The sequence below is a fragment of the Streptomyces sp. S3(2020) genome, assembly GCF_013044505.1.
Lineage (GTDB): Bacteria > Actinomycetota > Actinomycetes > Streptomycetales > Streptomycetaceae > Streptomyces.
In genome coordinates this window covers 40,891-53,918 of the sequence record NZ_JABERD010000019.1, presented here as the reverse complement: position 1 = coordinate 53,918, position 13,028 = coordinate 40,891, and the positions used below count along the sequence as shown (strand labels likewise).

Here is a 13,028-nt window from a genome sequence, read left to right as displayed (position 1 = left end):
GCGGGGTGACGGACCGACCGGGGACCTTTCTGGACCATCTGCGCACGGCCGCGGCCGGCGTGCTGGAGCGCATACCCGAGGAGCTGAGGGCCGAGGTCTACACCCTGGCCTTCAACATCTGGCGCGTCGACGGCGACGACCGTCACCCCTACGTCGACATCGGCTACAACACGGAGAGCCAGTGCGAGCGGGAGCGGTATCCGGGGGACGACGGTGAGGTCCGCTGGAACTACGCCTACTGGATCCTCGACGGCTTCGAGAAGCTCGGGAACGTCCCCGAGGATCCGGTGGGCAGCCCGGTGTACGTGGAGGAGGTCAAGCGGCTCGGCGTCTGGTACGACGGCGGGTTCGACCTCGGCCGGACGCTGGAGGACGACGACCTCCGCGCCAGGACCGACCTCCTTCGCCTGCACTTCTACGACGCCGTCATCGACCTCGCCCGCCATCTCCACGCCGACGGGGTGATCGAGAAGACCTTCGGCCGCCCGATCCCCGTGGTCGTGTTCGACATGGACTGCCCCGGCTGGGAGATCCACGCGACCGAGTACGCCAACCCGCCCGAACTGACCGAGGAGTTCATGGCCTGGCAGCGGGCGGCGGAGGAGCTCTAGCCGTGGGCGGCCGCCAGGTGCCTCACCAGCCTCGGTGACGCGAACTCGGTGCCGCACACGAACCGCATCACGGGCCCGTACGACGAGGCCGCGGGAAGGCCGGTGAAGTAGAGCCCCGGCACCGACGACACATATCCCGCGCCCAGTTTCGGCGCACCCCGGCTCACCGCGAGTGCGGTACGCAGTTCATGGCCGAGGAAGTCCATCGCGGCGAGGTCGACGCGGTAGCCGGTCGCGGCGATGACGTGGTCGCCCGACAGCCGTTCCGTGGCGCCGGTGGGGGTGCGGACCGTCAGTGTGGGCCGGCCGTCGGCCGCGTCCGTGCTCAGGACGCGACGGACCTCGCTGACCGGCACCTTGCCCTCGAAGCGGTCGCGCAGCCACCATGCGCCGAGCGGACCGAGGACGCGGCGGACCAGGTAGTGGCGGGCCTGGGCCGGGAGGTGGCGGTAGGGGTGGGGGTAGTAGCTGAGCGCCCACAGGGACCAGGCGCGGCCGAAGGGCGACTCCGGGCGGAACCGGGGCTGCTGCCACGGGGGTGCGCCGAAGGCGACCCGGCCACGGCCCCGCGAGACGACCCTGACCTGGGCGCCCGCCTCCGCCGCGAGGGCCGCCGTCTCCAGCGCGGACTGGCCGGCGCCGACGACGATCAGCTCCTTGCCGGCGTAACGGCCGAGGTCGTGGTGCTGGGAGCTGTGGGAGACCGGGCCCGTGGGGGTGGGTCCGTCCCCTGTGGTCAGCTCGGGCGGCAGATGGGCCAGCCCCGCGAGTCCGGTGGCCACGACGACCGCGCGGGCGGTGAACGACTCGCCCGAGTCCAGCTTGAGTTCGAAGCCCTGGGCGCTCCGGTCCACCGACACGACCCGCACCCGCTCCAGCTCGGGCACCAGCTTCTGCTGGAACCACTCGCCGTACGCGATGAAGGTCTGCGCCGGGACGATGTCCTCGTCGGTCACCAGCCGCGGTATGCCCGCCGCGTCGCAGTAGTCGACGAGGGTGTGGCCCGGCTGGGGCGCGTCGAGGTCGGAGGCGGCCGGGGTCGACTTGAGGAGCATGCCGGCGGGCATGTGGTCGCGCCAGCTGACCATGGGGTCACCGAAGACCCGGACGGGGATACCGCGGGCCCTGAGATGCGCGGCGGTGGACAGGCCGTAGGGCCCGGCACCGATGACTGCTACCGGTCGGATCACGAAGTCCCTCCCCAGGAACGTCTCTTCGTCACTTCGTGGTGTGGTTGGTCCGCCACAGCCGGTACATCTGGCGCAGATGCTTCACGCCGGGGCGCGCGAGGCGCGCGAGCATCGTGAGGAACGGCAGCGGGTCGTCACCCGCGAGCCAGGCCAGCTCGGTCCCGCTCGCCCGGTCCGGCGCGTGCGGTGTCGTGTAGCCGCTGCGGCGGTAGGCGAGGAGGGCGGGCAGGTCGATGTTCTCCACGATGTACCGGTGGCCGGCCCGCTGTTCCCCCTCCGGGACACGGCGGCCGGTCAGGTCCAGGTGCAGGGCGCGGACGACGTCCACCCCCGACTCGTTCTCGAAGAGCCGGAACTGGGCGCCCATGCGCGGGTTGAAGTCGAGGAGTTTGTACAGCCCGTCGCGACGGTCGAAGCGCAGGTCGAGGTCGATGACGCCGGTGAAGCCGATCTCTTTGATGAAACGCGCGGCGAGGTCCGCGAGTTCCGGATTGTCGACGACGTACGCGTTCGCGGTCATGCCCGCGTGCGGGGGCCAGGAACGGACCTTGACCCCGGTGAACATCGCCAGCGGCGTGGAGTCCGCGTCGAAGTAGGCGTGCACGATCCAGTCCTCCGCCTGCTCCCTGGGCAGATACTCCTGGAGGATCACCCCAGGCCGCTCGCCCCAGTCGCGGGCGAGGCTGAGCAGGCCCTCGCGGGTGGCGATCCGGGTCGTGCCGTTCACCGCCGGCCGGGTGCGCCGCACGAACGCCTCGCGGTTCTTGGCCACCACCGGGAAGAGCGCCTTGTCGGCGAACGCGACGACGTCGTCGTACGACTGCGGGAAAGCCGCCGTCGGGCTGGGGATGCCGTGTTCCACACACAGTTCGTGCAGGCCCTGTTTGCTGGCGAGGCGGCGCGGCAGCCCGCGTTCGACGCGCGGGACGAGGAAGCGGGCGCCGAGTTCGTCGCGGTGCTCGGCGATGAGCACCGCGGCCTCCTCGTCCGTGGGGACCAGGACCGTCGGGCGGCCGATGGCGCGCCCGATCCGCAACAGCCCCTCGACGAGCCGTCCGGGCTCCTCCGCCCCCGTCGTCGGCCAGACGAAGGCCTTCGTCAGATAGCGGGAGGCCGCCGCGGGTGTGAAACGGTCCTCCGTGATCGCGTACATCGGGACGCCGAGGCGGCCCAGACTGCGGATCGCGCCGACCCCGCCGTGGTGCAGCGGGTAGTCGCCGAACTTCACGATCAGGCCCGGCACCTCACGATCGGCTTCGAAAGGCACACGTACGTCTGCGCTCCTGGCCACGGGTCCCCCCACGTGTCCCGGCTGCGGAACGGCCCCACCCCGCCCGTAGTCCCCAAAGGACGCTAAGCCGGAATCGATGCCTCCAACGGCCTCTTACCAGACCATTACGGACTCTTTAGCCCTTCCCGGTCAGCCCTTTAAGCCCTCCCAAGACAACCGACTCGGCCGTAACGTGTGCCGCGACCACATGGCACACGCAACGATTGAGAGCGAGGCAGCACCCCATGCCCCCCTTCGATCTCCCCGAGGGAGACCCCTTCGGCCCGCACAACCTTCCCTACGGCGTCTTCTCCCTGGGAGAGCCGGCCGACCGGACCGTCGGCGTCCGGCTCGGCGACCACGTCCTCGACACGGGCGCGGCGGCCCACGCACTGGGTTCGCCCTACGCCGCCCTGCTCGCCCGACCGACCCTGAACCCGCTGCTGGCCGCGGGCCGCACCGCGTGGTCGGACGTACGGCGGGCCCTGACGGCATGGGTCACGGTGCCCTCGCACCAGTCGGCCGTCGAGGAGTTCCTGCACCCGCTCTCGTCGGTGACGCTGCACCTGCCCTTCGAGGTCGCGGACTACGTGGACTTCTACGCCTCCGAGAACCACGCCCGCAACGTCGGCCACATCTTCCGCCCCGACGCCGCGGACTCCCTGACCCCCAACTGGAAGCACCTGCCGATCGGCTACCACGGCCGTTCGGGCACGGTCGTGGTGTCGGGGACGGATGTCGTACGGCCCTCGGGCCAGCGCAAGGCCCCCACGGACGCGGCCCCCGTCTTCGGCCCCTCGATCCGGCTGGACATCGAGGCGGAGGTCGGCTTCGTGGTCGGCGTGCCGTCGGCGATGGGCTCGCCGGTGGCGCTGGGCGACTTCCGCGAGCACGTCTTCGGGCTGTGCCTCCTCAACGACTGGTCCGCGCGCGACATCCAGGCCTGGGAGTACGTCCCCCTCGGCCCGTTCCTCGGCAAGTCCTTCGCCACCTCCGTGTCGGCCTGGATCACCCCGCTGGACGCGCTGGAGGAGGCGCGGGTGGCACCGCCGGAGCGGACGCACGAACTGCTGCCGTACCTGGACGACTCGGCCTCGGGTGACGGCCCGGGCGGCTACGACCTCCGTATCTCCGTGTCGGTCAACGGGCACCTGGTCTCCGAGCCCCCCTTCTCCACCATGTACTGGACCGCCGCGCAGCAACTGGCCCACATGACGGTGAACGGGGCCTCGCTGCGAACCGGTGACCTGTACGGCTCGGGAACCGTGAGCGGGCCCTCCGAGCGGCAACGCGGCTCCCTGCTGGAGCTGACCTGGAACGGCCGCGACTCCCTCGAACTCCCCGACGGCAAACGGACCTTCCTGGAGGACGGGGACGTGGTGGGGCAGGTGGTGTCGGGGTGATGCGGTCGACATCGGGTTGATGTACGGGCCGGGGGCCGTCCCGAGGTCTGCCGTGCGCCGCCCGTCGCCGTCATACTGGCGGCGGGCGACACAGCGGACGTGTGCGTCGGCCCACCCGTAGCCGCCTCTTCCACCGACCGGATCCGGAGCCCGTGGGATGACGTTCTGCCTGCTCCTGCTGAGCGCCGTCGCGCTGGCCGCCGCCGTCCCGGCGCCCCGTGCGCTGACCCGGGCCAACTGGCCCGAACGCGAACCCGTGGTCGCGCTGTGGGTGTGGCAATGCCTGGTCGCCACCGTCCTGATGTGCTGTCTGACGGCCCTGGTGCTCGGCGCCGCCGCCGTCTTCCACACCGTCCGCGACCATGTCTTCGCCCCCGCACCGCCGGCGGTGACCGCGGCCTACGACCTGTCCGCCGCCCCCGCCTGGGCGGCGCTACTGACCCTGCTGCTGGCCTGCGGGGCCGCCTGGACGACCGCGATGCTGGCCCGCGAGCTGGTGGAGGCCCGCCGCCGTCGCGGCCTCACCAGGGCCCACCTGCGCGAACGCGCCCCCGAACTGCCCGGCGGTCTGGAGAAGGCCGCGCGCGGCCCCCTGCTGGTGCTGGAGGACGAGTACCCCGACGCCTGGTGGATGCCGGGCAGCCCGCCCCAGCTCGTGGTGACGACCGGTGCGCTGCACCGCCTGACCGACCACCAGCTGGACGCCGTCCTCACCCATGAGCGCGACCACGCCCGCTCTCACCACGACTGGCTGCTCCACCTCTCCACCGCCCTCGCCACCGGCTTCCCCCGGGTGCCCTTGTTCGCCCACTTCTGCGACGAGACCCACCGCCTGGTCGAACTGGCGGCCGACGACACGGCCTCCCGCCGCTGCGGCCACCTGACCACGGCCCTGGCCCTGATCGAGCTGAACCAGCACCGGGGCGTCCTGTCCTGCTCCTCCAGCCACCGGCTGCTGGGCGAGCGGGTCGACCGGCTGCTGGAGCCCCGGCCGCGCCTGCTGCGCCGACACCGGGCGCTGACGGCGACCCTCGCGGCCCTGATCCCCCTGCTGCCCCTGCTGATCGCGTTCGGGCCGGGGCTGACGGCACTGGCCTGACTTGAGCTGGCCTGAGCTGGCCTGAGCTGGCCTGAGCTGAGCCGACCTGACCCGACCTGACCTGACCTGACCTGGCAGATCTTGCTCCGGGTGAGCCGTTTGCACAGGTCAGCGGCCCGCCTGACGCCCTGGCAGGTGGCGCAACACTGCCGCAACACCCCTTTTCCTACCTCCTCGCTATGGTTCGGGGCATGCCTCCCTCCGACCGCGTCCGCGACCACGCCGGCCAGGGCGCGACCACCGTCGCCGCCCACCGCGCGCGGCGTCGGCTGCGCGCGGACCAGGCCAGGCAACTCGCCGACCTCCTGCGCCACCAGATCCTCACCGGCGGCTTCGCGGACGACTCCTTCCCCCACGAGTCGACCCTGGCCACCGACTACCGGGCCTCACGCAACACGGTCCGCCTGGCCCTGGACCTGCTGCGCGCCGAAGGTCTCGTCGACCGCCTGCCCGGTGTGGGCACCGTGGTCGTCGCCCAGAAGTACCCCCACGGCCTGGACCGTCTGATGGGCCTCGCGGAAACCCTCCACGAACACGGCACGGTCACCAACGAGGTCCGCACCATGGGCCCCGCACCCGCACCCGCCCCGGTGGCCGAACGCCTCCAGGTCCCACCCGGCACCGACGTCCTCTACATCGAACGCCTGCGCCGCCTCAACGGACTTCCCCTCTCTCTGGACCTCACCTACATCCCGCTCGACATCGGCACCGCCCTGCTCGGCGCCGACCTGGAGAACACCGACGTCTTCCGCCTCCTGGAGACGATCACCGGCCAGCGGCTCGGCCACGCCGAGATCACCCTGGAGGCGGTGAACGCGGACACCCACTCCGCCGCCGTCCTGGAGGCCCCGCGCGGCGCGGCCGTCCTCATGCTGGAACGCCTCACCCACCTCGCCGACGGCCGCCCGGTCGATCTGGAGTTCATCCGCTTCCGCGGCGATCGCATCACCATGAGCGGCCTGCTGCACCGCTCCCTCTGACCACCCCCCTCTCACCTCTTCATCGTTCGGCAGACCCGGCGCGGTTCACTTCCGCGCGGGAAATCTCAGGACATCTCTGGAGACAGCCATGCCCTTGGCGCCCCAGCGGGCCGACGTGCCCGTGACCATCGACGAGTCGAAGTGCATCGACGGCTGCACGCTCTGTGTGGACATGTGCCCGCTGGACTCCCTCGCCATCGACGAGAGCAACGGCAAGGCCTACATGCACGTCGACGAGTGCTGGTACTGCGGCCCGTGCGCGGCCCGCTGTCCCACCGGAGCCGTCACGGTCAACATGCCCTATCTGCTCCGGTGAAAGGTCCCCGACTCCCATGAAACACAAGGCAATCGCCGCTTCGCTGGTGCTCCTGCTCGCGCCCCTGACGGCCTGCGGCGGCAGCGCCCGGGCGGGCGACGGCTCCACGGTGACCGTCACCGTCGGCTACCAGTCCAAGACCATCAACACCGTCACCGCCGGCACCCTGCTGCGCTCCCTCGGCTACTTCGAGAAACAGCTGAACTCGCTGGGTGACGGCAAGACGTACAAGGTCGACTGGCAGGACTACGCCACCGGCGCCCCGATCACCGCCCAGATGACCGCCGGGAAGATCGACATCGGCTCGATGGGCGACTTCCCGCTCCTCATCAACGCGGCCCGCGGCAAGCAGCTCGGCAAGCCGACGCACCTGGTCTCCGTCACCGGCTACAACCTCCGCGGCGGCCTCAACACGATCGTCACCGCCCCGGACTCGAAGCTGGCCTCCCTCGCGGACCTCAAGGGCAAGAAGGTGTCGACCAGCATCGGATCGGCCGCCGACGGCACCCTCGTCCGCGCCCTCCAGCGGGCCGGCATCGACCCCGACCAGGGCATCGAGAAGCTCAACCAGCAGCCCGCGGTCGGCGCCTCCGCCCTCTCCGCCGGCAGCGCGGACGCCCTCTCCCAGTTCGTCGCCTGGCCCGGCCTGCTCGCCTACCAGGGCAAGGCGAAGGCCCTCTACGACGGTGCCCGGCTGAACCTCCCCACCTTCCACGGCGTCACCGCCCGCGAGGACTTCGCCAAGGAGCGCCCGGCCGTCCTGGAGGCCTTCCTCAAGGCCCAGGCCGAGGCCACGGACTATCTGAACGACCACCCCGTGGCCGCCGCCGAGAAGGTCGCCGAGGCCACCGGCCTGCCCGCCGAGGTCGTCTACCTCTACAACGGCGCCCACGGCATCTCCACCTTCGACCCGGCGATCAAGCCCCAGCTGATCTCCGCCCTGAAGGACGACGTCTCGATCCTGAAGTCGGCCAAGCTGACCGGCGACGTGGACGTGGACGCCTTCGTCGACGACCAGTACGTCAAGAAGGCCCTGGGCACGGACTACGCGAAGCGGCTCACCGCGACTCCCCCGGCCGCCGCCAGCGAGGTCTGGCCCAAGGGCGCCTCCGGGACCCCCGCCTCCGGGACCCGCACCTTCAAGACCCCGGCCGAACTGCTGGCCTACGTCGCGAAGCACAAGTCCGGCATCCGCGCCGCGTACGTCCCCGACGCCACCACCGGCACCCTGTGGTTCGCCGACAAGGCGGTCTGGGTGGCCGACGGCGAGAAGCTGCTGCCGTTCGTCACCCCGGCGACCGCGCAGGAGTACGTCGCCGGACACGGTGGCGCCCGCGTGGTCACCTACGCCACCGCGCTGGCGCGGGCCTCGTGAGCGGGTACGCGCGGCGGGCGCCCCGGTATCCGCGCCGGGCCGGCCGACTCGTCCTGCGGGCCGGCGCGCTCACCGCCGCCCTCGGTGTGTGGCAGCTGCTGACCAGCCTGGACATCGATCTGTGGCTGCGGTTCTCGCAGTTCCCCACGGTCGCCGACGTCGCCCGCGCCTTCGCCGACCGGCTGTCCGGGCCCGACTACTGGACCGACCTCACCGACAGCCTCACCCGCATCCTGAGCGGGTTCCTGCTCGCCGCGGTGCTCGGCGTGGCGACGGGCGTGCTCGTGGCGCGCTCCCGTCTCGCCGAGGACCTGCTCGGACCGGTCCTCGAAGTGGTCCGCCCGATCCCGGCGATCGCCCTCGTCCCGGTCGCGATCCTCCTGTTCCCCTCCAACGAGCAGGGCATCGTCTTCATCACCTTCACCGCCGCGTTCTTCCCGGTCCTGGTCTCCACCCGGCACGCGGTCCGCGCGCTCACGCCCGCGTGGGAGGAGGCGGTGCTGACGATGGGCGGCGGGCGGGCGCGCATCCTCGCCTCGGTGGTCCTGCCGGGCGCGCTGCCGGGCATCTTCGGCGGCCTGTCGGTCGGTATCGGCGTCTCGTGGATCTGCGTGATCTCCGCCGAGATGATCTCCGGCCAGTACGGCGTCGGCTACCGCACCTGGCAGGACTACACGGTCGTCGACTACCCCGGCGTCTTCGTCGGCATGGTCACGATCGGCATCCTCGGCTGGCTGACCTCCACGGCGGTGGAGGCACTGGGGCGGCGGCTGACGCGGTGGCTGCCGCGGACGTCGTACGACGTGGGCGCGGGGCCCCGGCCGCGGTCCGCGCGATCCGTGCGGGGCGCCGGGGCGGTGCCGTCGGCTCCCCTGCGCGCAGGGGCGGCCGTGGACATCGGGGTCGTGGAGGAGGGGTCCGTGCACGACAGGCCCAAGGACAAGGGGTTCGACTCCAGGACCGAGGAGGCACGTGATGAGCACCTCGTCTGAGACGACCGGGACGGCGGGTGGGGTCTCGGAGGATTCCAGGGATTCCGGGGAGGCCGCTTCGACGGGCGCAGCCACGCAGGCATCGGGGACGGCCATGACAACCGCCCCGACCTCGACAGCTTCCGGCCCGACCGACGCCACCGGCATCAGCGCCGACACCACCGGCCAAGCGACCGCCCCCCACCGCGGCACCCGCCTCACCCTCACCGCCGCCGGCCTCGGACGCCCCGGCGCCCCCGCGGTGTCCGGTGTCGACCTGGACATCGCGCCCGGTGAGATCCTGACCGTCGTCGGCTCCTCCGGCTGCGGCAAGTCGACCCTGCTGCGCACCCTCGCCGGCCTGCTGCCCCCGCTCGACGGAACCGTGGAGCAGGACGGCCACCCGATCACCGCGCCGGCGGCGGACCGCGCCCTGGTCTTCCAGGAGGACGCCCTCCTGCCCTGGCGCACCCTGCGGGCCAACGTCGAACTCCCCCTCGCCATCAAGGGGGTGCCCCGCACCGAACGCCGGGCGCAGGCCGCGTCCTGGCTGGACCGCGTGGGACTCGCCGACCGGGCCCGGCATCTGCCGCACCGCGTCTCCGGCGGGCAACGCCAGCGCGCCCAGCTGGCCAGGGCCCTCGCGGGAACGCCCCGCGCCGTCCTGATGGACGAACCCTTCGGCGCGCTCGACGCCCAGACCCGCGCCGGCATGCAGGACCTGCTCGTGGAGGTGCTGCGGGGCACGGGCGCGACCGTCGTCTTCGTCACCCACGACGTGGACGAGGCCCTGTTCCTCGGCGACCGCGTGGCCCTCCTCGGGGCCGGCCGCCTCACCGCCGTACGCGAGATACCCCGCCCGCGTGACCGCACGGCACACGAAGATCCCGCGCGCCTGGCCCTGCGGCGCGAAGTCCTCACCTCGCTCGGTACCTGAAAGGCCCTCTGGTGACCGCCTCCGTGAACACCCCCCTGGAGATCCCCGCACTCACCGACGCGGAGGAGCTGAGCTGCGACGTCCTCGTCATCGGCGGCGGCACCGCCGGCACCATGGCCGCCCTGACCGCCGCCGAGCACGGCGCCGACGTGATCCTTCTGGAGAAGGCCCACGTCCGGCACTCCGGCGCCCTCGCCATGGGCATGGACGGCGTCAACAACGCGGTCGTCCCGGGCCGTGCCGAACCCGACGACTACGTCGCCGAGATCACCCGCGCCAACGACGGCATCGTCGACCAGTCCACCGTCCGCCAGACCGCCACCCGCGGCTTCGCCATGGTGCAGCGGCTGGAGTCCTACGGCGTGAAGTTCGAGAAGGACGAGCACGGCGAGTACGCGGTCCGCCAGGTCCACCGCTCCGGCTCCTACGTGTTGCCCATGCCGGAGGGCAAGGACGTCAAGAAGGTCCTGTACCGGCAGCTGCGGCGGCGCGAGATGCGGGAGCGGATCCGTATCGAGAACCGGGTGATGCCGGTCCGGGTGCTGACGGCTGAGGGGCGGGCCGTGGGCGCGGTCGGCTTCAACACCCGCACGGGCGCCTTCGTGACGGTCCGCGCGGGCGCCGTCATCCTCGCGACCGGCCCCTGCGGCCGCCTGGGTCTGCCGGCCTCCGGCTACCTGTACGGCACGTACGAGAACCCGACGAACGCGGGCGACGGCTACGCGATGGCGTACCACGCGGGCGCCGAACTCACCGGCATCGAGTGCTTCCAGATCAATCCGCTGATCAAGGACTACAACGGCCCCGCCTGCGCCTACGTCGCCAATCCCTTCGGCGGCTACCAGGTCAACCGGCACGGCGAGCGCTTCGTCGACTCCGACTACTGGTCGGGGCAGATGATGGCGGAGTTCGCGGCGGAGGTGGCCTCGGACCGGGGTCCGGTGTACCTGAAGCTGAGCCATCTGCCGGAGGAGTCGATATCGGCGCTGGAGTCGATCCTGCACTCCACGGAACGCCCGTCGCGCGGTACCTTCCACTCCGGCCGCGGCCACGACTACCGCACCCACGACATCGAGATGCACATCTCCGAGATCGGCCTGTGCGGCGGGCATTCGGCCTCGGGGGTACGGGTGGACGACCACGCCCGTACGACCGTTCCCCGTCTGTACGCCGCCGGCGACCTCGCCTGTGTCCCGCACAACTACATGATCGGCGCCTTCGTCTTCGGCGACCTGGCGGGCGCGGACGCGTCCCGGTACACGCCGTACGAAGGGGAGTTGCCGCCGGACCAGCTCCGCGAGGCGCATGAGCTGATCTACCGTCCGCTGCGCAACCCGGACGGCCCGCCGCAGCCCCAGGTCGAGTACAAGCTGCGCCGGTTCGTGAACGACTATGTCGCCCCGCCGAAGTCCGGTGCCCGACTCTCGCTCGCCCTGGAGGCCTTCGAGCGGATGCGCACCGACATCGCGGAGATGGGCGCCCGCACTCCGCACGAACTGATGCGCTGCGCCGAGGTCTCCTTCATCCGCGACTGCGCGGAGATGGCCGCGCGCGCGTCCCTGGCCCGCACGGAGTCCCGCTGGGGCCTCTACCACGACCGTCTCGACCACCCCCAGCGCGACGACGCCTCCTGGTTCCACCACCTCGACCTGCACAAGTCCCCCTCCGGCACGATGGAGTTCACGGCGCGTCCCGTGGCTCCCTATCTGGTCCCCGTCGAGGAGTTCACCCCGACGGGCGGCCCCTCCCGGCACCTGGGCGAGGTGCATCCGGAGGACGTGGCGACGGCCGGTTCCAGGGACCGCGCGCCGGTGGCCGCCGAGGCCCTGGCGCCGGCCGGAGCCCTGGTGTCGGCCGGCGCCGTCGTGTCGGCCGGGGCCGATGACCCCGGGCAGCCGGAGCCTGCGGGTTCCGTCGCAGCCGCCCCGCTCCCCGGGGTCTCCGCCCGCCTCCTCGCACTCGTCGCCCTCGCCGAGGCCGATGAGCAACCCGAACTGGACGCCCTTCAGCCGTACTTGACCGACCCCGAGTCCGCCGTGCGGCGCGAGGCCGTGGCCGTCCTGACCGAGGCGCTGCCACCCGGCACCGGCCCCGCCCTGGCCGAAGCGCTGCGCGACCCCGCCGCCGAGGTACGCGCCGCCGCCGCGGCCTCACTGCGTGAGCTCGTCGAGACGCTCCCGCCCGGACCCGCGCTCCGCGACGGCCTCGCCAACGCCCTCGCCGAGCCCGACCCGGTCGTCCGCGCCGCCGCCCTCGACGTCCTGCGCGCCCTGCGGCTGGGCGACAAGGAGCTGTTCGCCGGCTCGCTGGCGGACTCCGACATCGCCGTCCGCATCGAGGCGGTACGCGCCCTCGTCTCGGTCGACGCCGCGGAGCAACTCGCCCACGCAGCGGCGGCCGACCCGTCCCGCGAGGTCCGGGTCACCATCGCCAAGGCCCTGGCAACGGTGTCGACTACACCCCCGGTCGCGGCAGTCGTCACCGCGCTCGCCGAACTCACCGAGGACACCGACGCCTTGGTGCGCGCCGCCGCCTACGCCGCACTGGGCACCACCGGCTGCCCCGAGCCGCTCGCCGTCCGCGCGGTGACCGCCCTCACCGACCCCGCCTGGCAGGTCCGCTCCGGAGCCGCGACCGCACTGTCCGCGGCGGACCCGGATATCGCCGTCCCCGCCCTCGCCAAGGCCCTCGCCGACCAGAACGCCGACGTCCGCAAGGCCACGGTCCTGTCCCTGACCCGCCACACGGCCACCGCGGACGCCCGCGCGGCCCTGGCCACGGCGACGGCCGACCCGGACGCGGACGTCAGGGCGTATGCGACCCGAGCCCTGTGACGGGGACCGGCGGAGAGGTCCGTGAGAGTTCCGGCGCCGGAG

11 protein-coding genes are annotated in these 13,028 nt (G+C 72.2%); 9 read left to right on the top strand and 2 right to left on the bottom strand.

Annotation, left to right across the window (positions count from 1 at the left end):
- The first annotated feature begins 5 nt into the window (after positions 1 to 5).
- Positions 6 to 611, top strand: coding sequence for a hypothetical protein (locus HLK59_RS09390; protein ID WP_171140849.1), 606 nt, complete (start codon positions 6 to 8; stop codon positions 609 to 611).
- Here HLK59_RS09390 and HLK59_RS09385 read toward each other — a convergent pair.
- Both HLK59_RS09385 and HLK59_RS09380 read right to left on the bottom strand, forming a co-directional pair.
- Positions 608 to 1,801 (bottom strand): NAD(P)-binding domain-containing protein, encoded by a 1,194-nt coding sequence (locus HLK59_RS09385; protein WP_171140847.1) that lies wholly within the window; start codon positions 1,799 to 1,801, stop codon positions 608 to 610. The genes HLK59_RS09390 and HLK59_RS09385 overlap by 4 nt on opposite strands.
- A 28-nt stretch (positions 1,802 to 1,829) precedes the next feature.
- The gene (locus HLK59_RS09380; protein WP_171140846.1) at positions 1,830 to 3,068 is read right to left on the bottom strand and encodes an ATP-grasp domain-containing protein; all 1,239 of its coding nucleotides are present in this window, start codon (positions 3,066 to 3,068) and stop codon (positions 1,830 to 1,832) included.
- 248 nt (positions 3,069 to 3,316) lie between these two features.
- Here HLK59_RS09380 and fahA point away from each other — a divergent pair, with 248 nt between their 5' ends.
- From fahA to HLK59_RS09340, 8 genes are all read left to right on the top strand, one after another.
- Entirely contained in the window at positions 3,317 to 4,474 is a 1,158-nt protein-coding gene (fahA, locus tag HLK59_RS09375) for a fumarylacetoacetase (RefSeq protein ID WP_171140844.1), read from the top strand.
- A 157-nt stretch (positions 4,475 to 4,631) separates the two neighbouring features.
- Positions 4,632 to 5,573 (top strand): M56 family metallopeptidase, encoded by a 942-nt coding sequence (locus tag HLK59_RS09370; RefSeq protein WP_171140843.1) that lies wholly within the window; start codon positions 4,632 to 4,634, stop codon positions 5,571 to 5,573.
- 191 nt (positions 5,574 to 5,764) lie between these two features.
- Positions 5,765 to 6,553 (top strand): GntR family transcriptional regulator, encoded by a 789-nt coding sequence (locus HLK59_RS09365; RefSeq protein ID WP_171140841.1) that lies wholly within the window; start codon positions 5,765 to 5,767, stop codon positions 6,551 to 6,553.
- An 88-nt stretch (positions 6,554 to 6,641) separates the two neighbouring features.
- The gene (locus HLK59_RS09360; protein ID WP_010986276.1) at positions 6,642 to 6,869 is read left to right on the top strand and encodes a ferredoxin family protein; all 228 of its coding nucleotides are present in this window, start codon (positions 6,642 to 6,644) and stop codon (positions 6,867 to 6,869) included.
- Between the two features lie 16 nt (positions 6,870 to 6,885).
- Complete coding sequence (locus HLK59_RS09355) at positions 6,886 to 8,244, top strand: ABC transporter substrate-binding protein (protein WP_171140839.1); 1,359 nt, start codon at positions 6,886 to 6,888, stop codon at positions 8,242 to 8,244.
- Positions 8,241 to 9,236, top strand: coding sequence for an ABC transporter permease (locus HLK59_RS09350; RefSeq protein WP_346779679.1), 996 nt, complete (start codon positions 8,241 to 8,243; stop codon positions 9,234 to 9,236). The genes HLK59_RS09355 and HLK59_RS09350 overlap by 4 nt, the downstream gene beginning before the upstream one ends.
- 94 nt (positions 9,237 to 9,330) lie before the next feature.
- Positions 9,331 to 10,152, top strand: a complete 822-nt coding sequence (locus tag HLK59_RS09345) for an ABC transporter ATP-binding protein (RefSeq protein WP_171140838.1) — start codon at positions 9,331 to 9,333, stop codon at positions 10,150 to 10,152.
- An 11-nt stretch (positions 10,153 to 10,163) separates the two neighbouring features.
- A complete protein-coding gene (locus HLK59_RS09340) occupies positions 10,164 to 12,986 on the top strand; it encodes a fumarate reductase/succinate dehydrogenase flavoprotein subunit (protein ID WP_171140837.1) in 2,823 nt (940 codons plus the stop codon).
- The last annotated feature ends 42 nt before the right edge of the window (positions 12,987 to 13,028 follow it).

Bases quoted from the DNA above. Each gene is read 5' to 3' on its own strand.
- fahA (WP_171140844.1), top strand. From the start codon at position 3,317: ATGCCCCCCTTCGATCTCCCCGAGGGAGACCCCTTCGGCCCGCACAAC.
- HLK59_RS09370 (WP_171140843.1), top strand. From the start codon at position 4,632: ATGACGTTCTGCCTGCTCCTGCTGAGCGCCGTCGCGCTGGCCGCCGCC.
- HLK59_RS09365 (WP_171140841.1), top strand. From the start codon at position 5,765: ATGCCTCCCTCCGACCGCGTCCGCGACCACGCCGGCCAGGGCGCGACC.
- HLK59_RS09360 (WP_010986276.1), top strand. From the start codon at position 6,642: ATGCCCTTGGCGCCCCAGCGGGCCGACGTGCCCGTGACCATCGACGAG.
- HLK59_RS09355 (WP_171140839.1), top strand. From the start codon at position 6,886: ATGAAACACAAGGCAATCGCCGCTTCGCTGGTGCTCCTGCTCGCGCCC.
- HLK59_RS09345 (WP_171140838.1), top strand. From the start codon at position 9,331: ATGACAACCGCCCCGACCTCGACAGCTTCCGGCCCGACCGACGCCACC.